Source organism: Fervidicoccus fontis Kam940 (assembly GCF_000258425.1).
In the GTDB taxonomy this organism is placed as follows: Archaea; Thermoproteota; Thermoprotei_A; order Sulfolobales; family Fervidicoccaceae; genus Fervidicoccus; species Fervidicoccus fontis.
This window is the reverse complement of record NC_017461.1, coordinates 226,431-252,319: the sequence shown is the minus strand read 5'-3', so window position 1 is coordinate 252,319 and position 25,889 is coordinate 226,431. Positions and strand designations below refer to the sequence as shown.

The 25,889-nt window shown below is 35.7% G+C and carries 29 protein-coding genes; 15 read left to right on the top strand and 14 right to left on the bottom strand.

The annotated features are described in order from the left end of the window. Positions 1-32: 32 nt before the first annotated feature. Positions 33-1,412, bottom strand: coding sequence for a bifunctional hydroxymethylpyrimidine kinase/phosphomethylpyrimidine kinase (locus FFONT_RS01280; RefSeq protein ID WP_014557400.1), 1,380 nt, complete (start codon positions 1,410-1,412; stop codon positions 33-35). 101 nt (positions 1,413-1,513) lie between these two features. Here FFONT_RS01280 and FFONT_RS01275 point away from each other — a divergent pair, with 101 nt between their 5' ends. From FFONT_RS01275 to FFONT_RS01265, 3 genes are all read left to right on the top strand, one after another. Then, the gene (locus tag FFONT_RS01275) at positions 1,514-2,470 is read left to right on the top strand and encodes an aldo/keto reductase (protein ID WP_014557399.1); all 957 of its coding nucleotides are present in this window, start codon (positions 1,514-1,516) and stop codon (positions 2,468-2,470) included. 11 nt (positions 2,471-2,481) lie between these two features. Further along, entirely contained in the window at positions 2,482-2,697 is a 216-nt protein-coding gene (locus FFONT_RS01270; RefSeq protein ID WP_158308281.1) for an NAD(P)/FAD-dependent oxidoreductase, read from the top strand. A 64-nt stretch (positions 2,698-2,761) separates the two neighbouring features. Continuing rightward, complete coding sequence (locus FFONT_RS01265) at positions 2,762-3,661, top strand: geranylgeranyl reductase family protein (protein WP_148683478.1); 900 nt, start codon at positions 2,762-2,764, stop codon at positions 3,659-3,661. Positions 3,662-3,789: 128 nt separating this feature from the next. Here the strand turns inward: FFONT_RS01265 and FFONT_RS01260 are convergent, their stop codons facing one another. Next, on the bottom strand, positions 3,790-4,737 hold the full coding sequence (locus tag FFONT_RS01260) for a Gfo/Idh/MocA family protein (RefSeq protein WP_148683477.1): 948 nt from the start codon (positions 4,735-4,737) through the stop codon (positions 3,790-3,792). Between the two features lie 114 nt (positions 4,738-4,851). Between FFONT_RS01260 and pheS the strand changes: the two genes are divergently transcribed. The 3 genes from pheS to FFONT_RS01245 all read left to right on the top strand — a co-directional run bounded on the left by pheS (position 4,852) and on the right by FFONT_RS01245 (position 8,396). After that, positions 4,852-6,351, top strand: coding sequence for a phenylalanine--tRNA ligase subunit alpha (pheS, locus tag FFONT_RS01255; RefSeq protein ID WP_014557397.1), 1,500 nt, complete (start codon positions 4,852-4,854; stop codon positions 6,349-6,351). 15 nt (positions 6,352-6,366) lie between these two features. After that, a complete protein-coding gene (pheT, locus tag FFONT_RS01250; RefSeq protein ID WP_014557396.1) occupies positions 6,367-8,025 on the top strand; it encodes a phenylalanine--tRNA ligase subunit beta in 1,659 nt (552 codons plus the stop codon). 68 nt (positions 8,026-8,093) lie between these two features. Beyond that, a complete protein-coding gene (locus FFONT_RS01245) occupies positions 8,094-8,396 on the top strand; it encodes a hypothetical protein (protein ID WP_014557395.1) in 303 nt (100 codons plus the stop codon). Between the two features lie 74 nt (positions 8,397-8,470). Here FFONT_RS01245 and FFONT_RS01240 read toward each other — a convergent pair whose 3' ends face one another. The 3 genes from FFONT_RS01240 to FFONT_RS01230 form a co-directional block, all read right to left on the bottom strand. Then, complete coding sequence (locus FFONT_RS01240; protein WP_148683476.1) at positions 8,471-9,040, bottom strand: YkgJ family cysteine cluster protein; 570 nt, start codon at positions 9,038-9,040, stop codon at positions 8,471-8,473. Between the two features lie 224 nt (positions 9,041-9,264). Beyond that, positions 9,265-10,302 (bottom strand): geranylgeranyl reductase family protein, encoded by a 1,038-nt coding sequence (locus FFONT_RS01235; protein ID WP_014557393.1) that lies wholly within the window; start codon positions 10,300-10,302, stop codon positions 9,265-9,267. Continuing rightward, positions 10,284-11,177 (bottom strand): polyprenyl synthetase family protein, encoded by an 894-nt coding sequence (locus FFONT_RS01230; protein ID WP_158308280.1) that lies wholly within the window; start codon positions 11,175-11,177, stop codon positions 10,284-10,286. Before FFONT_RS01230 ends, FFONT_RS01235 begins: the two co-directional genes overlap by 19 nt. 114 nt (positions 11,178-11,291) lie before the next feature. Between FFONT_RS01230 and FFONT_RS01225 the strand changes: the two genes are divergently transcribed. Continuing rightward, positions 11,292-11,705: a putative metallopeptidase gene (locus tag FFONT_RS01225; RefSeq protein ID WP_014557391.1), complete on the top strand. Its 414-nt coding sequence runs from the start codon at positions 11,292-11,294 to the stop codon at positions 11,703-11,705. 31 nt (positions 11,706-11,736) lie between these two features. Here the strand turns inward: FFONT_RS01225 and FFONT_RS01220 are convergent, their stop codons facing one another. The 6 genes from FFONT_RS01220 to FFONT_RS01195 form a co-directional block, all read right to left on the bottom strand. Beyond that, positions 11,737-12,507, bottom strand: a complete 771-nt coding sequence (locus FFONT_RS01220) for an ATP/GTP-binding protein (protein ID WP_014557390.1) — start codon at positions 12,505-12,507, stop codon at positions 11,737-11,739. A 17-nt stretch (positions 12,508-12,524) separates the two neighbouring features. After that, positions 12,525-13,589, bottom strand: coding sequence for an AmmeMemoRadiSam system radical SAM enzyme (amrS, locus tag FFONT_RS01215; RefSeq protein WP_014557389.1), 1,065 nt, complete (start codon positions 13,587-13,589; stop codon positions 12,525-12,527). Beyond that, positions 13,562-14,413, bottom strand: coding sequence for a hypothetical protein (locus tag FFONT_RS01210; protein WP_014557388.1), 852 nt, complete (start codon positions 14,411-14,413; stop codon positions 13,562-13,564). The genes amrS and FFONT_RS01210 overlap by 28 nt, the downstream gene beginning before the upstream one ends. A 4-nt stretch (positions 14,414-14,417) precedes the next feature. After that, positions 14,418-14,651 (bottom strand): DUF504 domain-containing protein, encoded by a 234-nt coding sequence (locus FFONT_RS01205; protein ID WP_014557387.1) that lies wholly within the window; start codon positions 14,649-14,651, stop codon positions 14,418-14,420. A 319-nt stretch (positions 14,652-14,970) separates the two neighbouring features. Further along, entirely contained in the window at positions 14,971-15,939 is a 969-nt protein-coding gene (locus FFONT_RS01200) for a biotin--[acetyl-CoA-carboxylase] ligase (protein WP_014557386.1), read from the bottom strand. 108 nt (positions 15,940-16,047) lie between these two features. Continuing rightward, entirely contained in the window at positions 16,048-16,722 is a 675-nt protein-coding gene (locus tag FFONT_RS01195; RefSeq protein ID WP_014557385.1) for a phosphoribosyltransferase, read from the bottom strand. Positions 16,723-16,915: 193 nt separating this feature from the next. Between FFONT_RS01195 and FFONT_RS01190 the strand changes: the two genes are divergently transcribed. Both FFONT_RS01190 and FFONT_RS01185 read left to right on the top strand, forming a co-directional pair. Continuing rightward, positions 16,916-17,755, top strand: coding sequence for an S-methyl-5'-thioadenosine phosphorylase (locus FFONT_RS01190; RefSeq protein WP_014557384.1), 840 nt, complete (start codon positions 16,916-16,918; stop codon positions 17,753-17,755). Beyond that, complete coding sequence (locus FFONT_RS01185; protein ID WP_014557383.1) at positions 17,725-18,660, top strand: hypothetical protein; 936 nt, start codon at positions 17,725-17,727, stop codon at positions 18,658-18,660. The genes FFONT_RS01190 and FFONT_RS01185 overlap by 31 nt, the downstream gene beginning before the upstream one ends. On the opposite strand, the gene FFONT_RS01180 is transcribed toward FFONT_RS01185, so the two are convergent. Beyond that, positions 18,652-19,695 carry a type II glyceraldehyde-3-phosphate dehydrogenase gene (locus tag FFONT_RS01180; RefSeq protein WP_014557382.1) on the bottom strand — a complete coding sequence of 348 codons (1,044 nt, stop codon included), beginning with the start codon at positions 19,693-19,695 and terminating at the stop codon, positions 18,652-18,654. The genes FFONT_RS01185 and FFONT_RS01180 overlap by 9 nt on opposite strands. A gap of 192 nt (positions 19,696-19,887) precedes the next feature. Here FFONT_RS01180 and FFONT_RS01175 point away from each other — a divergent pair, with 192 nt between their 5' ends. From FFONT_RS01175 to FFONT_RS01155, 5 genes are all read left to right on the top strand, one after another. Next, a complete protein-coding gene (locus FFONT_RS01175; protein WP_014557381.1) occupies positions 19,888-20,487 on the top strand; it encodes an Ntn hydrolase family protein in 600 nt (199 codons plus the stop codon). Positions 20,488-20,520: 33 nt separating this feature from the next. Further along, positions 20,521-21,177 (top strand): endonuclease V, encoded by a 657-nt coding sequence (locus tag FFONT_RS01170; RefSeq protein ID WP_158308279.1) that lies wholly within the window; start codon positions 20,521-20,523, stop codon positions 21,175-21,177. Further along, positions 21,167-21,847, top strand: a complete 681-nt coding sequence (locus tag FFONT_RS01165) for a DUF120 domain-containing protein (protein WP_014557379.1) — start codon at positions 21,167-21,169, stop codon at positions 21,845-21,847. The genes FFONT_RS01170 and FFONT_RS01165 overlap by 11 nt, the downstream gene beginning before the upstream one ends. Positions 21,848-21,851: 4 nt before the next feature. Continuing rightward, complete coding sequence (locus FFONT_RS01160; protein WP_014557378.1) at positions 21,852-22,577, top strand: rhomboid family intramembrane serine protease; 726 nt, start codon at positions 21,852-21,854, stop codon at positions 22,575-22,577. Between the two features lie 159 nt (positions 22,578-22,736). Then, positions 22,737-23,243: an AmiS/UreI family transporter gene (locus FFONT_RS01155; RefSeq protein ID WP_148683472.1), complete on the top strand. Its 507-nt coding sequence runs from the start codon at positions 22,737-22,739 to the stop codon at positions 23,241-23,243. 35 nt (positions 23,244-23,278) lie between these two features. On the opposite strand, the gene FFONT_RS06960 is transcribed toward FFONT_RS01155, so the two are convergent. Both FFONT_RS06960 and truD read right to left on the bottom strand, forming a co-directional pair. After that, entirely contained in the window at positions 23,279-23,431 is a 153-nt protein-coding gene (locus tag FFONT_RS06960) for a hypothetical protein (protein ID WP_014557376.1), read from the bottom strand. 525 nt (positions 23,432-23,956) lie between these two features. Then, positions 23,957-24,922 (bottom strand): tRNA pseudouridine(13) synthase TruD, encoded by a 966-nt coding sequence (gene truD / locus FFONT_RS01150; RefSeq protein ID WP_014557375.1) that lies wholly within the window; start codon positions 24,920-24,922, stop codon positions 23,957-23,959. A 388-nt stretch (positions 24,923-25,310) separates the two neighbouring features. Here truD and FFONT_RS01145 point away from each other — a divergent pair, with 388 nt between their 5' ends. Continuing rightward, on the top strand, positions 25,311-25,874 hold the full coding sequence (locus FFONT_RS01145) for a hypothetical protein (RefSeq protein ID WP_148683471.1): 564 nt from the start codon (positions 25,311-25,313) through the stop codon (positions 25,872-25,874). Positions 25,875-25,889: the final 15 nt, after the last annotated feature.

Here is a 25,889-nt window from a genome sequence, read left to right as displayed (position 1 = left end):
AAAGTGAGAAAATAAAATATGTTTTTCTCTTATTAATTACTTCTTATAATCCTAAGCGCTTTTTCTACTACATCCTTAGCGCTTTGTCCAAATATGAAGACTAATGCTTCTTTTCCAGGCTCTCCTACATCATATATGATATCAGGCACCTTCCCAATTTTTTTGATTGCAAAATCAATGCCCCATGGTGTGGTGGCTCCTTCAGTTTTCTTGACATCTTCAGGTTCAAACTTTCTGTCAAATCCTGAAATGATGTATCCAAGCCTTTCGGCATTTTCTAAGAAACTCTCATCATATACTAAATTCATAGCTGCTCTAATTGAGGGGTCGTGCTTCTGAATTGCTATAATGCTTTTTGCTACATGCTTCGAAGCTCCAAATTCAGGCTTATAACACGCCTCTAGCTTCTTTCCAATTCTTATTATTCTCCCAGGAATCCCTGCTACATCATTTTCATCTTTTACGTACCATGAAGGAAGGCTCATTGCTAAATTAATGCCAACTTCCGGGTAATACTTAACGAATTCCTCACTATTATCTACTAAAAGACTTACTGCTTGCTCAAGATTTTTTATTATATTGAACTTCTCTGCAGGAATGTATATCCAAGATGAAGAATTTACAGGGCAATGTCCACTTCCGTAATTAATGCCAGTTTTTATTGAATGAGTAATGAATTCTTTCGCATTTTTTACAGCTTCAATAATATCGTATCCCCAGGCTAAATTAGCAGCTATAGAAGCACTAAAGCTACAACCTGTCCCATGAGTACATCCATTAACCCTCTCACCTTCTAGTAGAATTGCGTGGTCTTCAACGTACAAGACGTCAACAGCATATTTACTATCTTCTGAAATATGACCTCCCTTCACGACAACGGCTTCAGGAACATATTCTTTTTTTATTTTTTTTGCAGCTTTTATAGCATCATCAATAGTTTGTATTTTTTCATTGGAAAGAATTTCAGCTTCCATTCTATTTGGAGTAACAATTTTCGCCCTCGGTAAAAGCTCATTTTTCAACGCTTCAATAGCATCATCCTTCAGCAATTTAGCTCCGCTTTTAGCGACCATAACAGGATCGATAACGAGAGGAAAGTCGTATTTTTTTAAAACGCCGGAAACTGCATGGATTATTTCCTTGTTGCTTAGCATTCCTGTTTTAGCCGCATCTACTCCTATATCATCCGAAACTGCTTCTATCTGTGATGCAACTACTTCAGGAGAAACATCATAAATAGCTCTTACTTCTTTTGTATTCTGTGCTGTAATGCTTGTTATTGCAACCATTCCATATACTCCATGAACTGTAAAAGTCTTGAGATCTGCTTGTATCCCAGCCCCTCCTCCGCTATCACTTCCGGCAATTGTAAGGCATCTGGGTGGAAAAGGTTTTTTCCAAGGAGTTTTCATTAAATAACACCATTTTTATTTTTTTATGTTTAATTGGTTATTATTCGAACTTTTAAATAAATTTTTTAGAAAGAAGATTAAATAATGTTTAAGGTGAAAAAATGGAATACAGATCTTTAGGTTCAACAGAAGAAAAAATAAGTGCTGTAAGTTTAGGAGCTTGGCAGTTCAGTGAATCTTGGGGACTGTTGGATTATGAGATGATAAAAAAGATTATCAGTACGGCAGTTGACAATGGGATAAACATGATTGATACTGCAATAGCATATGGAAGAGGGAAGAGTGAAGATTTCGTAGGGAGAGCTCTCGAGGAGCTCAATCTCAAAGAGAAAGTATTTGTAGCTACTAAAATACCCGGAGAGATGCTTGGCTATCACGACGTATTGAGGGCTGTAAGAGGAAGCTTAAGAAGACTGAGAAAGGAGAGCATTGACCTTCTTCAAGTGCATTCTCCTCCTCTTTGGAATAATATACCTACATGCGAATACATGAGGGCTTTGGAAAAATTGGTAATTCAGGGTTTGGTGAGATATATCGGTGTTAGCAATTTTCCTTCAATATTAGTTGAAGAGGCAAACTTCTGCCTTTCTAGGGAAGAAGTAGTAAGCAATCAAGTAAGATATAATTTGATTGAAAGGGATGCGGAAAAAGAAATAATACCGCATGCTTTACAAAACGATATGTCAATAATAGCATGGAGTCCTCTCGCAAAAGGAGCCCTTTCCGGAAAATATACAGCAGAAAATCTTCCTAAATTCTCTGATGTAAGACAGAATGAGCCCATCTTCTATCCTGAGAACTTTAAAAATATTATGCCGCTAATAGATCTTGTTAAAGGAATTGCAGAAAAATACGGAAAAATTCCCTCGCAAGTATCGCTAAACTGGCTCCTCACTTCATATGATAATGTGATAGTAATTCCAGGAGCGAAGAATCCTGAACAAGTTATAGAAAATGTTGGTGCCGCAGATTGGAAGATGAGCTATGATGATTGGCTTTTGCTAGAAGAAGAATCAAGAAAAATTACAATATACAGGAGCTTAAACGTTTTTCCATAAAGGTGTATTTTTTGAAAACAGGTGTAATAGGTGGAGGCATATCAGGCCTCCTTACTTCTATAAGACTCTCCGAATCAGGTTGCAATGTTTATTTATATGAAGAGCATACAGAAGTGGGCCTCCCTGAGCACTGTACAGGCATAGTTTCCAAGAAGACATTAAAGATGATGAATGCGCCAATAGATGAGTGTATCAAAAAAGAATTTACAGAGATCGCTTTTTTTTAATTCAAATGGTGAAAGCATTAAATTAAAACTAAATGAGCCAATATTCAGTATTGACAGAGTTTGCTTGGAAAAAAAGCTGTTAAAAATAGCTGAAGGATTAGGAGTTAATGTTTATTTAAAGACAAAGGTAGCTTTAGTTGATCATGACAGATTTTACAACTTTTCTACGAAAAAAATTGAAGATTTTAATAATATAGTGTTAGCTTGGGGAAACTCAATACAGCAAAATCCTCCTCCTTTTTTGCATAAAAGAACAAGTCAAATAATAGGAATCAACAGACTTATTGAAATTGAGGGAAATATAAAAGAAGAAAATTATATTTCTGTTTATTTTAATCATTATCTTTCTCCAGGATTTTTCAGCTGGAAAGTTCCATTAAATAGAGGAACATTCATTTTGGGACTGGGGTCTCTTGACCCTAAAAAAATACCGCTATCGCTTAATAAGTTTGAGAACGAACTATTTGGGAATAATAGGATAAAAATTGTAAAAAGCTACGGCGGAGTCATAAATGTATCTTTACCTGAAGCTGTAGCATTTCCAAAAAAAGTCATAGCAATTGGAGATGCTCTCGGAATGTCGAAGCCGCTTAGTGGTGGTGGTATATATGGCATAAGTAAGGCTTTAAACTTTGACGTAACGCGAATAAATTGTGAGGACGTGTTTGAAAAAATAAAAAGCAATATTTTTAATGTCCTTAGAGAGCTGAAAAAACAGGAGAGGATTTCTAGAGTATTTCATAATCCAAGTAATCAGGAATTATTAGATGAAACAATTAGCTTCATATCTAAAAATTATTCGATAATATCCAGCAAAGCAATAGATTACGATGAACACCAAAATTTTATTCTATTTCCTATTTTTTCCCCAAAGCTTTTCTTGACAATGTCTTTAAAGCTGATCAGAGATAAAGAATATAGAAAAAAGCTTAAGAAAGCTATATACTCAGATTTGTTAGATTGAGAATTTTGCCCGCTTAACCGTTCCTCTTTCATCTTCATCCGCCTTATGGCGTTTCTGAGGACGTGAGACTAGCGGGCTAATATCATTAATAAGTCAGTGCAAATAAATAAGCTTAACTTTATTAAAAATTATTTATTGTTATTTTTCGCTATTTCTAAAGCCTTTAATGCGATTTCTAGGCTTCTAATTCCATCTTCAAAAGTCACAGGGACTTTTTCTTTTTTAATAACAGCATTAAGGAATGCTTCGTCTTCAACAGCCAAAGGCTCTCTCTTGTTAACAGATCTTTCCATTTTCCATAGACCAGTAAATACTTCTAATGACTGTTGCATATAATCTATTATACCTATGCCTTTAGTGCCTGTAAATATAGCTTTCCTCTCTTTATATGGGGTAACTCTGTTGGCCTCTATAAAGTGGAGGAATTTTCCGTAATTCAGTATTATAAAGCAAGAGTCTTCGTACTCCTTGCTATAAACATTGTACTTGTAAGAATCTATTCCTTTAGGTTCATTATCAAAGAGACTTAGAGAGAGGTCTATGTCATGAATTGCTAGATCTAATATTACTCCAGTATCTCTAATTCTGCCCGCAAAAGGCCCAACTCTTCTCGAAGTAATACTTATGGGGTCTCCTAGCACACTTTCCTCTTTTACAATTTTTTTGAACTCTACAAACGCAGGGTTAAACCTTTCTATATGACCGACCATTACCTTTTCTAACACATTTCTTCCATATTTTTTAAAAATCTCTTTTGCTCTATTTATATCGCTTCCCAGCGGCTTTTCCACAAAAATGTATTCAATTCCATTAGACAAAAGCTCATCAATGTAGTCTAAGTGAGTGGATGTGGGCGAAGAAACAAATGCTATAAAATTTTCCTCATTCTTTATTGCTTCGGATAGTGTTTGGTAATATCTTAGCTGATACTTAGCGGATATATCCATTCCTTTATTTATGTCAGGTTCCACTACAAAGGTTATCTTTAAGCTATATTTCTTCGCAATTTCAGATAGAACTCTTATATGTGCCTGTCCCATGTAGCCTGCTCCTATTATTCCTATGCCTTTTTCCAAGGGAATCACCGACTAAAAGTTAACTGAAAATTTATTTAAATTGGTTTTTATTAATTATCAGTTAAGTTTGAAAAATCTCAAACTTATATAAATATATGTCTTTTGGCGGTTGTGATGGAAAGTAAGTATGAATTAAGCGATAATGAGCAAAAGGTTGTAAAATTCTTAGCTGATAAAAATGAAGTCTTCAGTATAGAAGAATTAGCTAGCGGTTGCAATATTCCTATCTCCACAGCGAATGCTGTAGTTGAACTTTTAAAATCTAAGGGTTTGGTGAGAGAGGAGGTAAATTATAAGATACAATATAAGTTAACGGAAGAAGGAAAAAAAGTCCTCGAAAAGGGATTTCCGGAAGAAGCATTATTGGATGCTTTAAGAGAAAAACAGGAAATAGATATGAAAGAGCTCGAGAAAAACATAGACAGAAAGATTCTCCCAATTGCGCTTGCTGCAGGGAAGAAGAGAGGTTTAATAGACATAAAAAATGGTAAAGTTAAGTTAATTCCAGAAAAGGTAGAAGAGCTAAAGAAAGACAAAGAAATTCTTTTAAAAATAGAAAGAAGCGAGAGCGTAGAAGGATTTAAAGAAAGAATAGAGATCTTAATAAAGAGAGGTCTTATTGAGAAAAAAATTCTAAAGGAAAGAAAGATCAAGCCTGAAGCTAAGAAAATAAAGGAAGTGCTTGAAAAAGGAGAATCGGTCGTCTCAAAAATAACCTCTTCAATCATTGTGAGCGGCAAATGGAGAGAAGTAAAATTCAAAGAATATAACGTTGAGGCTGAGCCTCCTAAAGTTTATCCCGGTATTCAGCATTTTTACAGCAAATTTATTGAGAAAATTAAAATGATACTTTTAGAGCTTGGATTTAAAGAAGTCTACGGTTCGATAATTGAACAGGAATTTTGGAATTTTGACGTTCTATTTCAAGCTCAGGATCATCCTTCTAGAGAAATACACGATACTTTTTGGATTGATAAAGAAGTAAAGGAAATATTTGCTAGAAAGGAGCTGATCGAGAAGACTAGAGAAGTTCATGAATATGGCGGAAAAACTGGTAGCATCGGATGGAGATATAAGTGGGATCAAGAGGTGGCAAAAAGATTAATACTTAGGACGCAGACTACAGTGGTTTCGGGAAGGACTTTAAGCTTAAGTCCTGAGGCTCCGTTTAGATTTTTTACAATAGGGAAAGTCTTCAGGCCGGATGTTATAGATGCAAGGCATCTACCTGAGTTTTATCAATTTGATGCGATCATATCCGAGAAGGACATGTCATTTAGCAAGTTTTTAGGAATGCTGAAGCTGTTCTTTAAAAAAATGGGATTTGAGGAGCTTATTTTTAAGCCAGCTTACTTCCCGTTTACTGAGCCTAGTGTAGAGGGTTACGTGAAAATTGGTAACTTAGGCTATGTCGAAGTTTTTGGTGCAGGAATGTTCAGGCCAGAGGTGCTTGAAATTTTCGATATAAAACATCCTGTTGGTGCTTGGGGAATGGGCCTGGACAGGCTTGCTATGGCTTTATTGAATCTAAGCGATATAAGAATGCTCTATGACAGAAATTTAGAAAATCTGAGAAATTCCTACTCAAATGCTCTTAAATATTTGAATTACTAAAGGTGTCTTTAGAATATGCCCGTGCTTCAAATTTACAAAAAAAGGTTGGCAAAATTCATAGAAAAAGAATTTTCAGAAGAAGAACTTTCTAATCTTCTTTTCAACTTGAAATCAGAAAGCAGAACTATAGACAATCAGCTTTTAGAAGTCGAAGTTAATAGCGATAGGCCTGATTTATATATAAGTGAAGGTTTGGGAAGGGCTATTAAAGGCTTACTGGGAAAGAAAAAAGGGCTTTTCGAGCCAAATACCTTAATAGATAATATAGAGGTCTTAGCTGAATATGTGCCAAGCAGACCGCAGATTGTAATAGCTACAATTCGAGGAATTTCTCTCGATGACGAAGACATAAAAGAGCTAATCCAGTTTCAGGAAAAGCTTCATTTAACTGTTGGAAGAAAAAGGAAGAAAATGGCTATTGGAATACATGATTTAGATAAGATTCCTGATAGGAAAATAACTTATAAGCTTGCCAGCCTCAATGAAAAAATGAGACCTCTATTTATAGGTAGAAACATGGAGATAAGGGAAGTTCTAAAATCAACAGAGCAAGGAATAAGCTATGGGGAGCTTTCTCTTTACAATGGCAGCCATCCTGCAATCTACTCTGGTAATGAAATAATAAGCCTACCTCCAGTCATAAACTCAGATATTACTAGAATTGAGCCGGGCACAAAAAATCTTTTAATTGACATCACTGGCAACGATTTTTATACCATTTCGAGCACTCTTAATTTGATAACAAGCGTTTTGAATGAAAACCATGGAAGTATAATTGGAAAAGTTGAAATTGTTTATTCTAACGGAAATGAGGAAAGAAAGGTGTTGACCCCTACGCTAGAAAGAAAGCAAATTCGGATCGAAACAGAATATATAATTAAAAATTTAGGCTTCGAGTTGTCATTGAATGACATAACAGAGCTTTTAGAAAAAATGAGGTTTAAAGTTGCTTCTGTTTCTGAAGATAGCATAAATGTAATAGTGCCAGAATACAGAATGGACATTCTGCATAAAGTAGATTTAGTAGAAGATATTGCAATGGCTTACGGGTATAATTCTATACCCTTAGATTTCAAATACACACCTCTGGATGGAAGAATTTCAGATTTAACTGTTGTAGAAAAAATTATAAGAGAAGTAAGCACAGGATTAGGATTTCAAGAAATACTCGGATTTATTCTATCAGGAGATGACGCGTCTAAATTTATAGGAGAAAATGAAGAAGTAATCAGAGTAAAAAATCCGGTTACAGAGACAATGAAAATTATAAGACCTTCAATTATACCTTCGTTACTTTATGCGATTAAAGAAAGTCAACATCTCCAGCTTCCAATTAAGATATTCGAAATCGGAGAATGTGGATATGCGAGCGGTGGAATCCCAATTACTGAAAACAAAGCAGGATATGCAATTGTGAATGAAGGAGCAAGTTTTGAAGAGATGCAATCTCATATATATTCGTTGCTAGAAATTCTGAAGCTAAAGCCAATTTCGAAGAGAGAGGAAAAAAGCTTCTTAATTAAGGGGAGAAGCGCATCATTATTTATAGAAAAAGAAAGAATTGGCTATATAGGAGAAGTCCATCCAAGAATATTGGAAATGTTCGGAGTAAAATATCCTGTGGTGGTTGCTGAACTCTGCATTGATAAATTGAAAGAAAAAATGGAGCTCTAGAAAGAGCTTAGCTTTTCTCTTATATAGTTTTCTAATCTTTAATTGAATATTGTGAGGGATGTATTAGAATGAATGCCGAAAAGGAAATAGTTGAAAATAGTTTAGATGTAATATATGAAGACAAAGACCTAGTGGTTATGTTAGCCCCACATGTGGATAAGCTTGAGAACATTATTTTGGAGCTCTTTAAAAATAACTGCAAAGGATTTACTATAAAAGAACTTCACGAATTGCTAAAAGGATTAGCTAGTGAAGAAAAGATCAGAAAGACGGTTTATAAATTTAAGAAAGAAAAAATTATAGTTCTAAACGATGGAGGTAAATATGTTTTAAATACGAACAATACATTTGCTACTTCACTGATCAAATAGTTTACAACTGAAAGCCTCGCCCTTTAGGGTGGGGGGAGGTCAGTTGAAAGCTTGGAAAAATAGAATGAAATAGCTCATATTTCCAGCCATGACGGGTTTTTGTTTTTTGCCTCCTCATAGAGCTCCTCTATTAATTCTAAAAGAGCATTGAGCGGTTCCTTCCCTTCATTAAAGATCTTTTCATAGAGCTTTTTATATTGCCATTCAACCTCATACGCATTTCTTTTGTATATATCCACCGGAAAGTCAATGAACTCTGCATCTTCAGCATACAGTCCAGGGCAATCAGTATCTAAATAAACGTGGTTGCTTTTTGGAGAAATGAGCTTGACAGGATAAAGCCTACATTTAAGCGGTCTGTACTTATAAATTTTACAGAAGGTCTTTCCATTACTATCAAAACCAAGAAATTCGCACCTTCCTGCAATATCTCCTTTTAAGGCTATTACTGGAATTAAGTCAGCAATTATAACATTGGTGAAGATTTTAAGAAATTGAATTGGGTTTACATCGAGATACTTTGACATCCTTATTACATCAAATACCGTTATTGAAACATTAGGACCAGTGCCACAGCATAGCGTGCATCTAGTGCATTTGAATTTAAATTTTTCACCCACCCTTATGTAATTCATATTATTCATATAAAACCACTTTAATTGCGAAATAAATAAGTTAATTTTTTAATCTAGCGAGTTTAAGTATTTTAATTTAATAACGTGAAGATGATGGAAAGCAAACCGTCTGAGAACAAAACAATGATGATGAGCTCTCTCACTGATTCTTTTTATTTAGATTTTAAACTATTCTGTTTTCATGAAAGAGATTTCCACTTTTTAAAACTCCGATAGTGTTAAAGCAAAAGAACTCAGACTTGAAATGTTTTTAATATCAATTTTAGCTTGTTGACATCATTTTCACTGTAGCTTCCTAATCCGATCTTTATCATTATGTCTTTTGGGATACTCCTCATTATTTTGTTCCTCAAAAATGGGGGCATTTGTTTTAAAATAGAAAGTATTTTTCTTTGTATCTTGCTCGTTTTGTAAAGAGCGGAACTTTTAAAATTTTGAATGAATAATTCCTTACTACTAATATTTTCGGAAAAGATTTTCGCCATTTGAATTGACGGTCTTATCCCCTCACCTGTAAGTGGGAGAACACTGCCGACTCCTTCACCAATTGCAAATACATTTTCAGCGGGGGAAAGGATACTATCAACAATTCCTGTGCTTACAATCTGACTTCCTAGTATCTTTTCAGGTTCCATTTTCTCAACAGAACCGATTTTCTTGATAAACTTAATAAGCCTAGCCTTCAAACTGAAAAAATCTTCAAATCCTCCTACACCTATGTTTACTTTCTTTTCTGAATGAGGAAATGCCCAGTAATATCCCATTAATTTTGTATCAAACCAGATTTGAATAATGGAAGGTTCATTCCAATTATAAACGTTTACAGTAGCTTCCACAGCATTGAGTCTTTCTTTTGGCGATCCGTTCCAATAAATCCCCGCGGCTATTACATACAGCTCATCTTTCCTTTTACTAAGCTCATCTAAGTTTATTTTTAAATGTTCTCTTTTAACTTCCACGTCACTAACAAGATCTTCAAGAAATTTTTGCTTATTTATTATATATCCCCAATGCGTTCCTGAGATATCTTCATGAAGCAATTTTTCATCAATAAACAATCTATATCCTTTAATTTCATTAATTATGTGCTCATTTTCAAGTTTTATCAAATCTTTAATTGAAGCTGGTACAGCCATTCCGCACGGTTTGCTCCCGAGGACTTTTGATGATTCATAAACTGTAATGTTGCTATAGCCTAGGGAAGAGAGAAAAAATGCAAGGCTAGCTCCTGCTGGACCCGCACCTATTATATTTATTCTACTAAATTCCATTTCAAGTTTCCCTCTTCCAAAATCTTGTCGACAATATAGATTGGTAACTCTTTCAGTATAAGCGTCAGGTCTTTATCATTAATACCATTTATAGCGGTAATAGCTGAGTTATAAAATTCATTTAATTTCTTAAAAACCATTAGTTTAAGTTCTTCCCATGAGATCAAATTGCTGGCACCAAGCCAATTTAGCATCTTTATTAAAAATAAAGGCTTTTCTTCATTTTTATTTTCAATATATTTCTTAGCATCAACCAAGTCATCGCTAATCTGGTACAGATAACCCAGATATAAACCGTATCTTTCAAATACATTTATAAGATCTTCTCTATTTGAAGCTATTACGGCTAAGTCAAGACTAAGCTGAAACAGGCTTGAGGTTTTATATTCGATAGTTTTCAGATAAGAAGAACTTTCATCGAAAACATCATAGATTTCCCCCATAGTCACCTTCAGCCACGTCTCTATTACCTTCTTTACAGCTGAAGTTCCCAAATAAGAAACTTCCTTAATTGCAATAGGTATTAATAAGTTGCTTACAAGAACTGTTTTAGAAATTCCTTTAGCAACCCATACCGAAGGCCTACCTCTTCTTTTTACATCCTGATCGATTATGTCATCAATTGCTAAGCTGCAAGAGTGCACCAATTCCAATGCAACAGCTGCCCTCACCGCTCTGTTGTAGTCATTTACTAAAACATCAGTAATGAAGAGAGTTAGGAGACCTCTAAGCCTTTTCCCGCCTTCTACTATATATTTGGATACATCAATGGCATTGGCTTCTACATGCTCTTCCAATAACTCGCTGATCTTTTTGTCCAAAAGTGTTTTTTTATCTTCAAAGAAGGCTTCCAAATTATTGCGAAAGTTTATCAATATTAATTTCACCAGCCAATTATCACAAAGTGATTTTTATATAATTTTTCCATTTAATAAAAAGAAATTACCTCCATTAAATTTTTTATTATAATAAATTAAGATGTGAGCGTAATGATAAAATACAAAAGATGCTATGAGATCAGAGAAGTTGCAAAAGGGATTGCTTTGGATTCTGATTTAAAAATAAATTTTAACAACATTGCATTTGTCGTTTCGCATGGAGCAAAATCAAATGCGTATGCAAGGATATACGGTCTATCAAAAGCTATCCAAATAGGACACGTCCTTCCACCTTTATATACCATAGAATTTTTGTGCAACAAAATAAAATCTTTGAATGAAAGAGAAATTACTGGAGTCTTAATTCATGAATTTCTGCACATTCCATATAACATGTCCGGAGGCTTGAGACCTCACGGAAATATAGTAAATTCTAAAAATGTGAAGATCCTCCTCAACAGAGTTTCAGAAGATAAAATGGCTAAGTTTTATTCCTTAATAAAAAAATGTTGTTCAGAAAGTTAGTATTTTGCCTTCAGCAAACGAAAATAAAAAATTAGAGATTTGTTTCTATTTCATCTAAATTGGAAATAAGGTTTTGAATTGAGGCGAAGAGTTCATCTAACCCCTCTCCAGTTGTGCTTGAAACAGGTATAAAATCAATGCCTTCCTCGATAAGAAAGTCAGCAATACTGTTGATATAGTCATGATATTTCGGATCTCCCTTATCTATGACTTTTTCTTTTAATAATTCAGGAGACTCCTTTAAAGTCAATAATTCTTCCAATAACTCCGGAGAGAGGAGATCGATCTTGGATATTGCATTTATTTGAGGGAAATAATGCCTGATTCTTATGCTGTGACTAAGCATGAGTATTGAGAGAAAGTTTTCAACTGAAGCTGTAAAATTTGCATCCATTAAAAAAACTACAGCTGTCCGATTTTTGGAAGAGAGTCTATCTACAATTAGAGGACCTGTACTCCTAAAGCTGAAAAGTTCGAGCTGACCAGGCATATCAATGAGCACATACTCACCTTCAATTTCCATAAGTTCTTTCTTTATATCTTCAAGCTTTCCATAAAGGAGATCCATGCTAGCAAGCAGAGCGCCATTAGGTCCTAAAGAATACTTCTTTGCTACCTCTCTGGCGTCTACATAGTTTCTAACATCAATATCTGGATCATAAGGAAGGTATTCTACTGCGGGATCTAAATTAACCTTTACATTGTCTATTCCTTGAGAAGAAAGCCAGTCAGAAAAAGTCGCAGTTAATGTTGTTTTCCCGCTTCCAGCAGGACCCATAAAAACAACATATTTGCATTCCATCATTTCCCACCAGTTGATTATAATATTATGTTTGTCTTATATCCGCAGTATTTGCATCTCCCGTCTTCTGTGAGATTTATTTTTTCTATATAAAAACCTTCCCTCTCAATAAGAACTTTTCCGCATGATGGGCAGTATGTATTTTCAAGCCCGTGTCCGGGAACATTGCCTATGTATACATATTTTAGTCCATTATTTTTAGCTATTTCTGCAAATTTTTCTAAAGTCTTTACAGGGGTTATAGGCAGATAATTCAGCTTGTATTGGGGATAAAATCTTAATATATGGAAAGGTGTCTCATCGCCGAGGTTTTCCACGATCCACTTTGTAAGCTTATCAATATCTTCTTCTCTATCACCGATTTTGGGAACTACGAGATCAGTTATTTCAATGTGAATTTTCTTCTCTTTCATGAGAGTTAAGGTGTCAAAAATAGGTGAGGGATCTGGCACTCCCATATATTTCTGATAAAACTCTTTATTTCCGCTGCCCTTAAAATCAACAGTTGCTGCATCCATATACGATGAAATCTCCTCTAAAGCATATTCGCTTATATATCCATTTGTAACCATTGTATTGAAAAGTGCCTTCTGCTTGGCTATTTTTGCGACATCATACATATATTCATAAAATACTGTAGGCTCATTATAAGTATATGAAATTCCATCTGCCCTATTTGATAATGCTATATTAACTATTTCTTCAGGTTCGTAATAGTTTCCGTAAAGTCCTTCCTCCAACCTCGACTGGCTTATTTCCCAGTTCTGACAAAATTGACAGAAGAAGTTACACCCAACGGTAGAAATTGAAAGAACCGAGGAGCCTGGTTTAAAGTGAAACAAGGGCTTCTTCTCTATTGGATCAATAGCAACAGCTGTAAGAAGACCGTAGACTAATGTATAAAGCTTTCCATCTATATTCTTTCTTACACCGCATGCTCCATAGCTATTATTAGATATTTCGCAATACCTCTTGCAAAGCTTGCATTTTACAGTTTTCTCTTTTCCTTCTACCTGATCCCAAAACTTTGCAACTCTTAAATTTTGAGAATTATTTAAGGGAGTTCTATATTCATCAACCAATTTATTTCGACCTTCTTGCTCACAAAAGTTTTGCTTATGTTATATTTTTTCAGAGGCGACTTATATAGTATTTTATAACCACAGAAAGGGCAATTCTCCCCATTAAGGTTGTTTTTCATGAGGTTTTCTTCATGCCTGGTAACTACAACATTTCTGCATTTTTGGCATCTCGTGGCGAAATAATTGATAGATTTTCCCGTGTGGTCATGAAAGTATGTATTTAGAGAGATACTCATTATTTTATTAATTTCTTCTTTGCTCATTTCATCGATCCAGTTGTATATATGAACGGGAAATTCAAATTCATTAAAGTGATCTAGCAGAAGATCAACAATAGCTTTATCACCTTTATTTTCGAGAAAAACTTGCAACTCTGTGGCTTCTTTCTTTAGATTTGAAAATTCTATGCACCTTTCGATTTTTTCTATGTTTTTATATATAATACTTGCATTGAAGATTTTAGGCGCATAATAGCCTGCTGTAGAACTGCTAAAATTCTCATCGATTTTATGGCAGGAATAGCTTATTCCAACATCTATATTCATTTTTTTAATAGGTTCAATAGATCTTAAGATCCATTCATGTTTTAAAGGATTGCTTCCATTGAACATGATAAGCCTCGGGTTATACCTTCTTGCCAAATTTCCTACCTCTTCACTTGTTAGCTCATCTTTAATTTTGCTAAACATGCTCCAGGGCAAATTTCTTCCTTTCTCCGTTTCCTCATAGTCGTCAATCAATATTTCCACGACCCTTTGACTTATAGAATAGTGGAAAAGCCCCGCTTTTTCATTAGATGTAAGGAAAGCACCAGCAAAAGACAAAATCTCACCCCTTTCTCTCTAGAATGACTTCACCCTTAAAGGTTATTTTTCTGATCCTGTGAATAGGAATTTGCGAGCCATCAAGAAGGATAAGAAATCCGAACTCATTTACATCGGTTATCTCATTTCCTCTAATTTCTCTTAAGGTTGACTTTTTTCTGTCAAGAGCATAGAAGACATATTTTTTCTTTTCCTTCGACAAAAGAGCTTTTTTTACTATACTATAAATGTTGTTCATTTTCTACACTATTTTTACGCTACAATATTTTTATAGTATAAAGAGCCTTAAATATCTCTGATTTCTTCTCATCAGGAATAAGTCCTTTAGAGCGATTCATAAATTTCATGTGTCTATTCGGTTTTTACATATTTCATATGCATGGCAGTAAGAACGATCAGAGATCCACTTCTGGATCGTTTCTGGATTGCTAATCCCTCATCTATTTCTTTGGGACAATTCTTTATTCAATACATGTATCGTTTTAATACTTATCATCGATAGAAAAACTCCAGCATTTTTATTCCCCCTTAAAGACAAAGATTTCAGCCTTATTTTTTCAAAACCTCAAATGAAAAACGTCTCCAGCATAAAATTTTTCTATTTTCCCATTTTCTAAATTTACAACGAGCGAACCATCAGTGTCAATATCTACAGCCGTTCCATATACGATTTCATCACGATTTTCTATTCGAACTTTTCTCCCTATGGTCAACGAGCGTAGCTTCCAATCGCTTATTATAGCTTCAACTCTGCCTTCAATTATTTTTTTATACTCCCAGCCGAACAGATACAAAATCCTACCAAGGAGAGGAAGCGCTGGAATATTGCGTCCGTATATCTGCTTAAGGCTAATAGCTTGAGCTTTAAGCTCGTTTGGCAATTCATTATTTGCATTAAGCCCAACTCCCACAATTACATAATCAAGCCTATCATCTGTAATTTTAGCTTCACTGAGAATTCCGCAGATTTTTTTCTCATTAATCAAAACATCATTCGGCCATTTAAGCCCTGATTTAATATTCAAAACGTCTTCAATAGCAATAGATACAGAGGCTCCCATTGCTAGAGAAATTAAATTTATCCATTCAAGAGACGGAGGTCTTAAAATTAAAGAAAACCAAATACCGCCTTTTGGTGCATGCCATTTTCTTCCAAACCTGCCCCTGGCATTTTTTATCTCTTCGCACAATACTAAATTGCCCTCTTCAGCTCCATTCTTCGCAATTTCTTCCGCAATTTCCTGAGAGCCATCGCATTCTTCATAAAAAATCATATTATAATTTATAAATGTATTCATCCTCTTTAAATATAGAGCAATTAAGCTGAAATCAGAACTTGAAGGAATTTTGAATTTGTTGTCTTCCGAATTTATAAATAGCCCAATCTCATTTAGCTTTTTTATCTTTTCAATAATATTGCTTGGAGGAAGGCTGAAAACATCTGATAATTCATCTATACTTGCCTCTCCTTTTTCTGCTAAATATTTAAATATAGAAACCTCGTAATTCAAAGCTTTTTCGTTCATTTCTACCGACTCGAGTTTATCTTTGCTTCATCAAGTTTTAAATTTACAGTGATTATTAAAAGAACGAAGTAAAGAAGTTTTGAAGATGAATAAAATAACATATATTGCCTAAATTGTATATTGTTTCTTAATTTTGACTTCTCCGTTTTCGTGATAAAATATACCTCTTCTTATTCCCTCTTCAATTACCTGGTTCAGCTCTATAGGCGGGTCAATGCCATATGCTTCTTTAAATCCTTTTGATATTTCATCAACGCTCCACTTTCTGAAAGGATCTGACTGAAGGATCTTTTTCACTAAATTTATAGAATCTTCCATGTAGTTCCACGGATACAAATACCATATCCAGTCCTTTACATCATCTATGTAATAATCAGGCTTATACTTTGCGACGCTGCTTATATATTGCATCGTAGCAGTTTTTATTTCTAAAGGTCTACTTTTTTCTGTAATGTGCTCTTTAGCAACGACTATGCTTTTACCTGTGTCGCATATATCATCAACTAGCAAGACTCTCTTTGATGAAAGGTCCGTATTAAATGAATATTTGACAGTTGCGTTTTCGGTATGAGCCGCAGTTTCTATCCAATGTTCAATTTTTATGGACAAAAGATCAAGAACTCCTAAATAATCACATAAAATTCTCGCAGTGACAACCCCTCCTCTAGCTATTGCAATTATCACATCCGGCTGGTATCCAGAATCAATAATTTTTCTTGCAAGGTCTCTTGACCAACTTTCAACTTCGCTCCATGTTACCAGCTTTATCGGGATCTTCACCATTAAAAATCACCATAAAACAATAACAACAGATGTTATATTTTAATTTCGGCATATTTTTCGCGAAAAATTGGTAATTTAACATTTGCATTTTCAGTTTTTTAATTAAAAATTTAGCTTCTTTAAGCAATGTGATACCCTAAATTTAATTATTAATATAGTTGAGTTATAAAAAATAAAAAAAGAGGTGTTATACTTGGAAAACTGGTTAAATAAAACTTCTTCAAAAATTAAGGAAAAGGCAGATATTGCCATTATAGGCGGTAGCGGGCTTTATTCTGCGGAATTTTTAGAAGATGCAAAGGAATTATTGATCAATACCCCCTATGGAGCTCCGAGCGATGCCTTTACAATAGGCACTCTGAAAGGCAAAAAAGTAGCTTTCCTTCCAAGGCATGGAAAGGGTCATAGAATACCGCCTCACAAGATAAATTATAGGGCAAATATTTGGGCAATAAAGCAGCTTGGTGCAAAGTGGGTTCTGAGCGTTAGTGCCGTTGGGAGTTTAAGAACAGATGTGAAGCCTGGAGATTTTATAGTACCGGATCAATTTATCGATTTTACAAAGAGTAGGGAATATACATTCTTCGACGGACCTAGAGTTGCTCATGTAAGCATGGCTTATCCCTTTTGCGAGTCGCTTAGAAGAAAAGTAGTAGAAACCGCAAGAAAACTTAATATAAATATACATACTAAAGGCACATATGTATGTATTGAGGGACCGAGATTCAGTACTTTTGCTGAGAGCAGGATATGGAAAGAAGTATTTAAAGCAGATATAGTTGGTATGACATTAGTGCCAGAGGTAAACCTAGCATGCGAAATGGAGCTGTGCTATGCAACACTAGCAATGATAACAGACTACGATGTCTGGGCGGAAAGACCAGTTACTGCTGATGAGGTTGAAAGAGTTATGTCAGAAAATGTTAAAAAAGCCAGAGAGATTTTATATAACTTAATACCGGAGCTTCCCGAAAATCCAGAAGAAAACGGAGGATGTAGCTGTTGCAGGAGTCTAAACACGGCGCTTCTGTAAATTTTGATGAAAAAGAAACGATAAGCATTTTGAATGATGCGGTAAAAAAATCGAAGGAAATTTTCAACAGGGTTTTTGATTTTTTAAAAGAAGGCAATATAATCATCTCATATTCTGGATATGGGGTAATTCCTGCAACAATTTTTTTCAACTATTTGAGGGTTTTAACCCAGGAGGCAAGATTTGAGCTCGTTCCGTCTACTGAGCTGTATTTAAACGTAATTCCCTATAGAGAGAGTACATTCAAGATTTTTTATATTATGGCAAGCCTAAAAGAAAGAAACCAGTTTGCTAGACTTGCAAGCTCTTCTTCAGTTATGCTAGTTCCCTCATTATTCCTCATACCATATATAGATGATCCGGTAATTTCAAGATGGATAAATGAGGAGAATTCTATAGAGATAGATGCAAGGGAAAACCAAATTCTGTATTCCTCTATACTTGCATCTTTATTGGGAATTGAGGTCGCAAAAGAGCTGACAAATAGAAGCGATATGAGAATTTCAAATGCAAAAAGAGATTTAGAAAGCTTGTCGGAAGGCTTTTCATTTATTTCGGAAAGATATGCTGAATATTTAGAATCTATAAAAGAGCTTGAAAGTTCTGGGGAATCTTGCGACGTAATCTATACGCCTTCTCTGGAGCCGGGAGCAATTTATCTAATGTATATCCTTCAGGAAAAGGGAATTGCCTGCAGGTTGCTTAGGGGTGATATAGCGATAGGAATGCAGGACATACAAAGAAGAAATATTCTTTTAAGCACTACGGTAGAAGAGGATATAGCAAAAGAGATAATGTTTAGATTTAAGTTGAATAGTAATGAAAAAAGCATTAAAATCGTATTTAATACCGATCCATTGCTGGCTCAATTATATTCCGTGATCCTTTTTTCCTTTCTAATATAAACTTTTAGTTATGTTAAGTGTCTTATCAGTCTTCTGTATGCTTTTCTCAGGTTCTTCTTCTATTTCAAGTGACGCTCTAATAGCATCAATGCTTTCCGGAACGACTATGCTCTCGTTTCCAGTGGCCCATATAAGGTAAAGCTCATTATCTTCTACTTTCATCAGATCGCTCCAGACAGGAACCTCATAAAGGTCCCCCCTTGGTCTGTTCAAATCCCTTGAAAGCTCAAAAACGCTGTTGAGCCCCATCAGACCATCTTTATATGCGATCAGCGATACCCTCGGCTCCGCATTAAGAACATTCAATACTTCATCCTTACTGATAGGTCTGTTAAATTCAATGAAACCGGAATGCATATGAAAGAGATTATGCGATCCCTTGAATGCCATTGTTACTATGTTTAAGTTCTTTACAACAGTCTTAACATCAGGTCCATGGTGGCTCGGTATGCTTGATTCCGGTACCACAGTGTTCATTATACCAGTGCTGTGGCTCTCCCAAACATCTACGGCCCTTCTTATGATAGAAACTCTCGCTTTTTTTATTCCAATTTTTTCATGGAGCCCTCCTATAACTCTACCTATTGCAGTTGTATTGCAACTTACAACTCTTATAAACTTCTTGCCTAATGCTTCTCTGTAGTTTCTCTGCGCAATAAAGCTCACATCTACAATCTCAGCCTTTTCTCCTCCTTGAAAAATTGCATTGACACCATACTTTTTATAAAGAGTCTCTTTATTCCTAGCACCAATATCCTTTGGAGTGGCGTCTACTACGATATCGACGGCGCCACTTTTTAGTAAGCTCTCTACAGTATCCTCGACCTTTATTCCTGACTTTTCCATTTTCTCCTTCGCATCATTCCCAACAGCGTAAACATTTATCCCCTTCTTTTGCGCGAGTTTTATCCTCCAATCCGAAGAAACATCACCAACTCCGACAAGCTTCATGTCATCCTGGAGAACAACTGCATCAGCAACTCTTTTCCCTATGACTCCGTAGCCCATAACTAAAACTCTTGCATAAGACTTCATTTTTAAAACCTCCTTCCAACAAATAGAATATTATGCTGAATTAGTTTTATTTTTTTCTAACCGGGCGCAACTAATTTTTTTGAATTCATAATGTAAAATATCACGTTAAACAATACAAAAATTATTTTAGTTGGTATAATGTGAAATGATAATAACATATAGCGTTAAAAATATTATATAAGGTGCATTTAAATGGTTGAAACTTTTCAGGGGGCAACGGTAGTCGGTTTAAAATTCTCAAATGGCGCCGTTATTGCAGGAGAAGAGAGGATGACCTATAGAACTTTTATAATGAGCAGCCAGGCAAAAAAGGTATATTTAATTAACGAGAGGCTTGGGGCTGGAACTGCGGGCTTGATGGGAGATACGCAGAACATAATTCGAATTTTCAGGGAGGAAATAAGGTATTACGAAACAGAAATAAAAAGCAAAATGTCTACAAAGAGCGCAGCAAAGTTGCTTTCGAATATACTTTATTCTTATAGGGGGTTTCCGCTTTATGGAGAATTCATTCTAGCCGGGATTGATGATAAAAAGCCAACATTGGTAGTTTTAGATCCTGCAGGTTCAGTGCTTGAAGATGAATATATGGCAATTGGAACGGGCGGTCCGGTTGCAATAGGTGTTTTAGAGGAGCTATATCAACAGAATATAGATGAAAAGACTGCTATTGACCTCGCAATAAGGGCTGTGAAGCAGGGAGTAAGAAGGGATGCGATGTCAGGAGGATCAATAGACTACGTAGTAATCAGCGACAGGGGATCTTATGAGGGTTCCGTAAAGCAGATTTAGTTTTTTTAATAATTTAATTTAGTGGATATGTTTATGAAGCGAAGGTTCTCGATAAAAAAAGCGAAGGCATCACAGCTTTTGTTTAAAGAAAAAGCATTCGCTCAACTATCTTTAATCAAAACATACTTATCGGACAATATAAACATAGCTGCTGTAGATTGTGCCTTCACAAAGGGAAAAGAAATTATCGCTTCTGCAGTCGCATACAGAAGGGAAGAGAATGATGCGTTCTTCGTGGCTATTAGAGACAAGATCAGAATCCCGTATATACCTGGATTCCTCGGATTTAGAGAAGTTCCCGTGGCAGCTGCTGCAGTGTCTATTTTAAGAGATTTTGTTGACATCGATCTGCTCCTCGTGGATGGCCACGGCATCGCTCATCCGAGATTTTCTGGTTCTGCGACACATTTGGGATTAGCTCTAGATATTCCAACTATTGGCGTGGCGAAGAGTTTGCTTGTTTACGACAAGATCGATGAAGAGGGAAATTTTTTCTATAAAGGCATTCTCATCGGAAAAATATTAAGCTATCCGGAAAATGCAAGGAAACTTTATATAAGTCCAGGCTATAAGATACCTCTCGAAAAAGCTTTTGAAATTGTTAAAAATTTGAGAAAGAAACCCGGGTTACCGTTTCCTCTAAATTATGCAGATAAAATAAGCAAGAAGGTTGCTAAAGATGAATTATGAGGATGCAAGATTTGGTATGTTGCTAATCTTAATATTTGATGGCAAAAAAAGGACTAGAACAACCCAAAAAGCTCTATCTGAAAAAATCGGTCTTAGTCAGCAGAGCATATCCAGAATTTTGAGAGAGCTGGAAGCTCAAGGTATTATTTATAGGATCGTAGAGGGGAAAGGAGAATATTTGGAAATCACGGAAAAAGGTCTAAAGCTTGTTGAGACTTTATGGAGCAAAGCTGAAAGCATAGTAAAAGAGGAAAAGGATGTTTTGATTCTGGAAGGAGAGATCGTTGAAGGACTGGGAGAGGGCAGGTTCTACATAAAATTGCCATATTACTCAAAGAAAATACAGGAGCTAGTCGGTTTCGTTCCATATCCAGGGACTCTGAATGTTAGACTTAAGGGGGAAAGCGTTTTGAAGAGAGCATTTTTGAATCCAGAAAAGGGATTGAGGATAGAAGGGTTTAGAAATGAGGAAAGGTATTACGGAGGGGCAACGCTATTTCCCGTTAAAGTAAACGGATATGAGAGAGCCGCGATAATAATCCCAGACAGGACTAGTCATGAGAAGGATATAATTGAAATAGTTGCACCCGATTATCTGAGGGGAGAACTCGGGCTGAAGAATGGATCAAAGGTAGTGTTAGAGATTAAGACGAAGAGCGTAGGACAGTGAGACTTTGCTTCCTGCAACAAATAGCGAAAAAATTACAGAAAGACCAATTGTGAATGAAATTTTGATCTTCGTAAACATTGGGATCTTCGTGGTCACGTATTTCTTCCCATGGGTGATTTTGCCAAACGCTACAAGCATCAATGATATAATAGAGTTTTTTGGGATAACGCCGTATTACATTATTAATGGAGAGAGACTCTGGACCATATTCACAGCTATGTTTATACATACAGATATTGTACATGTATTGGGCAATATGCTTTTTCTTTACATATTTGGTGACAGTATAGAAATTGCTTTAGGTAAAGTGAAGTACTTACTATTTTACTTTCTTAGCGGTACAGGGGCCGCACTGTTTTACGTAACTAGTATAACATTAGTTCATGTTCCTGAAACTTCAAGCATAATTTCACAAATGAACAACCCTTGGCTTATACCAGCGGTTGGAGCGAGCGGAGCGATAAGCGGAGTCCTTGGAGCATATATCATGCTTTATCCAAGCTCCATGGTTAAGACATTGACCCTCTGGTTCTGGGCGCCTGTAGTTATAAACTTTCCTGCAATAATTTTCATTGTCATATGGTTTATTTATCAGCTCGTCTTAGCTGTGTTAACCACTTTTTCTGCTGTATATACAGGAATAGCATTTTGGGCACATGTCGGGGGGTTTCTCACAGGAATAGCGGTGATCCCTTTTTTCGCTAGAAAAAAGTTCATCAAAGCTTTCTAATAGCTGATTTCTCCTCCACACTTGGACAAGGTGTCCAGTTGTAAGAACAACTTGATAAGAAATTTTCTCCATTTTAATCGAAAAATTTTTATAGAATAAAAATATAGGAAATGAAAATTTAAATAAAAGTTTTCTATAATAATATTATAAGTGATAAAAATGCAGTGGGTTGAATCTTTAGTAGGAATGATTTTATATTTGTTTGGAGCAAACTTCTTTGTGCTGGGAATGTCACTTATGAGCAACAAGCCAGACCTCAAGTCTTCAGGGGTTTTTTGTGAGGCTGCGGCAATTTTCAACGTAGTTGCCGCTTTATATGCAGCAACCGCACTAAATTTAGGAACAACCGCAACTTTTGCTTTAACCTTTGGAGTAATATGGGTTGCGTTAGGAATTATTTTAATTAAAGGGTATGGGTTAACTCCCGTAGGAGACTACTCCTTGTATGCAGCAATTGGTATGATTTGGTTCCTCTACGCCTTTATTGCGCTAGTTCATAACTACCTCTTCGCGTATGCGACAACATTATATATAATAACATTTATTGCTATATTTCTGATGACCAGAGGAAAAGTTTCTTTAAAAGCATTAGGCTGGCTTCTAATAGTATTTGGAATAATCGGCGTGCTAGTACCAGCTTTAATGCTATTTATGGGACTAGCCTAATTTAAATATTTTTTTACAACTGAAACCCTCGCCCTTTAGAGCGGGGAGAAGGTCAGAACATCTCCTGATGCATATATCCCATCCGCTCCAGTTGCAATGGCATTCACTTTCCCAATGAAATAATGAACTGAGCTGTGTAAAATAACCTCGGCATCGACAATTTTTCCGTAGCTTTTCCTTAGCTTCATTTAGCTCTAAGTTCGGCTCAGATTCAACTATATATTTTCTTAACATTTGAATTTTTGAGAAAATTGAAAACATTAGATGAAAAGCTTATTGTCATAACAGATGTGGCGTTGATCTTAGTCTTAGAAAAGTATTCTGAAGCTTTTTTTGTATTTTTCCAGCATTTCTAAAGCTCTATTAAAACCGATTCCTTTTTTCCTCAGCCTTTTTTAGCGATTCAATCACATTTTGGATAGAGGCCATCCCGGGTCTTATCTTAATTAATTCATTTGCAAGCTTTTTATCGAAAAACCCAGCTTTTTAAAATACTTCAACCATTTTTTCATAATACCATGAAGCACCATGAATGTGGTCTTCCTTCATTTCTTGAAGAATTTTCTTGGTTTCCTCTTCCTCTATCATTTTTCCTCAACCGCTCTCTCAATTTAATTAATTCTTTGAAAATTTAAGTATTATATTTAATAAAATCACTGAATAGGTCCTTTTGCGTTTGAACAGCAAAGAATCATAGAAGAAGCCTTCACTTTTTATTTACAGACTTTTTCAGCAACGCATTTTTTATTCATCCAGCTTTCATCATTCTTAAAAACTTCTCTTATAATCAGAGATGCATAGCTTCCAGGAGGCATCTTGGCAATAGCTATTAGCTTCTCTTTAGATTTATAATATTTGATGAGAGGGTTTTTTATAAACAGTGGCCTTAGCTGGTATTTAAGGAAATCTTTTCCTTCTATCAGCTCCAATATTCCAAGCTCCTCCGCAACTTCCAGTGAACATTCGTAATGATCCTTTAACAAGACTTTCTTCTTTAAAGCCTCTTTATGTCTTGTTCCTAAAAGAATTCCCATCTTACTGTTGTAATCTTCCTTAAAATCTATTCTTGAAAGGCAGACGTTGAAAATATAACTCTGTAGCGATTCCGCTAAAAACTCACCTTTCCAACTTCTTGTATTTAGCTTTCCATCTTTCAATAGCTTTATCGCAATTTCATGATTAAAGGGTTCATGGAACCCGAATCTTTGATGACCAAAAAAGTTCGGAAATGCTTTGAGCTTTTTAATTTCCTCAAGCGTTTTTTCCGCATCTATAGAGTCCGGAAACTTTATTGCAAATATGTTTGAATTGAACCCCCCTTTTTTGGGGATAAAATCAGTTTTTCCTTGATATATTAGCCTAGCTTTACCTCCAAAACACAAATTTTTTCCAACAAATTCTGTTAAAACGATATTCTGCACAGAAAGCGAGTTGCTGTCCTTCAATCCATAGTAAAACGCTTTTCCCTTATGGATAAGAGTAAGGATAATCTTAACCGCACTCTCGGTAGATAACCCACTCTTTACAAGGAAATATGCATAGAATTTTCCCTCATTATTAGTAGGTGGGAAAGATCTTTCAATAACTATGAAGTCTGAGCACCTTTCTAAAAAATCACCAGCCTCTATTCCTTCAGAATTTGTCAGAAAGACATTTATGCCGATTCTTTCATAAATCATCTTCTCTCCTTTTTATATCTTTATAAATTATCTTTAATAAATTAGTACGAATTTATCTATTCTAAGCCTTTTGGCAAAATCTTTTTGCTTAGCTCGAGCGTAATAAAAGAGATACGGAAAAATGCAGGAAAGCATTGAGAATAAAGCCAGAGACGCACCTTCTGTTCTATATTGTTCCTGGAGACGTTGAATCCTGAGAAAAGGTTTACATCTAGGCTCGAGAATTCGAAGCACAGAGCTTCTTTATCTTTAATGCTGTTCATGGAAAGCTTTTTTTCTAAAGATCATTCATATCAGCTCAATGAGGAGGTAATGCTGGAAGGCGCTTAAACCGAGCGAGGATAAGTTAATTAGCTGGTGCAACAGAAAACATATGAGCTGATTTATTTTGATTTGCGAGCCTTATGTGCTTTATTATGGAGGCAACTTTTTCAACAAAATGAGGAAGGTCTACAGCATAGGAATACTTGACAGGCCACTTCCAAAGATCTTCGGAAGATACGGAGAAAGCGCCGAGCTCCTGGATAGAGAAGATGCAGTCGAGCTCCTCAATACAGCGAAAGAAAAGAGCGGCATTACAACCTCCGACGCCCAAATCGTGAAGAACATGATTGAGGCCCTCTTCCTCCCAACTTCACTCATATATTCTTACTTCAAAAAGCTCTCCTTCTCTGAGGCTGCTGAGACCGATGAATTCTTCATAATGGAATTCATGGGATCTCAGGCAAAGCCCATGAAGTTCACACTGCTGATAGTCTACATGTGGTTCGTGATTCCGAAATCTGAGAACGGGTGCAGGAAGTCAGTGGAGCTCATGAGGAAGATCAAGCAAGAAGTGGGAACACCTCCAATTAGCAAGGAAGAGTGGGAGGAGCTCAAACCTCTCATCGAGAAGTTCTCGAGGGCTCTTCCAATACAAGGGTCTTCTAAAAATCTTTGGGACGAGATATAGCTCTTTCCCGATCCA